The sequence below is a fragment of the Bartonella sp. AP1QHHD genome, from assembly GCF_042196265.1.
GTDB lineage: Bacteria > Pseudomonadota > Alphaproteobacteria > Rhizobiales > Rhizobiaceae > Bartonella.
In genome coordinates, this window is the sequence record NZ_JBHIPW010000043.1 from 1 (window position 1) to 1026 (window position 1026).

The window sequence follows — 1026 nt, forward strand, 5'->3', positions numbered from 1 at the left end:
CATCAGAATTTATAAACACTGGTTTATTCACAAATGCCTCCATACAGCCTATTGGCAAAAGTTATTTTCTAAGATATGGGATTTTGATACCGAAACGGTAATTTAAAGTCAATACCAAAATGGTTATTTTTATTTTTTTATGAGTAGAAAAAATGGATGAAAAATGGTCGATTAATACGCAAATATTGGAACTATGGAATAAATTGACAGAAGATGAAAAAAGAGAGTTTATTCTTTTTTATCTTGATAAAATGAAGAAAGGAGATCAAGAAGTTTAACCTTATTATCGTAGCTTAGATGCTCTAACATATCTTCAATTTGTTCATTTAAGCTATTAGGCTTATTTCCTGAAAACAACAGTTGTTTGGGGGTAATTTTTAAGTGTGGCGCCAAACGTATAGCCCACTCTTTTGTTAATTTTCGTTGTCCATTTTCTAAACGAAAAATTTGTGGCTGACTAGTCCCTACCAATTCGGCTAATTCTTTTGAAGTTAAACCTACTTTTTGTCTGAAAAATTTCAAATTATTCATGATTCTTATCCTAATTAAAAAAAATATCCTTTCAAATGCCAATATGGTAAAATACGCTTGTTTTAATAATACTGATATGGTATAAAGAGGAATGTCTAAACTAAAACTGTATTTATCAAAGAATAATATTACTTATGCCGAGTTTGCTATTTTGGTAGGTGTTACGCAAGCATCTATAGCACGCTATGTGAATAAGAAGCGATTTCCGCATCCTAGGATAATACAAAAAATAGCAGAAGTTACTGATAATTACATAAATCCTAGTGATTGGTATCAAGAGAATTTTTCTTCAATTTCTAAAAGCCGCGTTGTTGATCAGACGGGCGATAGATTGCAGCATTAAGGAGATCAAAATGAGTTTAAATGAAATAATATTGATAGTTGTGTGTGTAGTATTTGGAGCATTGCTTTTATGCGGAGTGATGTTTCGTATTGCATTGCATTATCGCGCGCAGGTTAAGGCTCTTTCAGAGGAGATTCAATATCTTATGGCAA

At 31.8% G+C, this 1026-nt stretch carries 2 protein-coding genes; one reads left to right on the forward strand and one right to left on the reverse strand.

Features of this window, described 5'->3' with window-relative positions; translation table 11 throughout:
• Positions 1-228 precede the first annotated feature (228 nt).
• Entirely contained in the window at positions 229-531 is a 303-nt protein-coding gene (locus tag ACFIME_RS04095; RefSeq protein ID WP_375662692.1) for a helix-turn-helix domain-containing protein, read from the reverse strand.
• Between the two features lie 91 nt (positions 532-622).
• Between ACFIME_RS04095 and ACFIME_RS04100 the strand changes: the two genes are divergently transcribed.
• Positions 623-874, forward strand: coding sequence for a helix-turn-helix domain-containing protein (locus ACFIME_RS04100; protein WP_375662693.1), 252 nt, complete (start codon positions 623-625; stop codon positions 872-874).
• The last annotated feature ends 152 nt before the right edge of the window (positions 875-1026 follow it).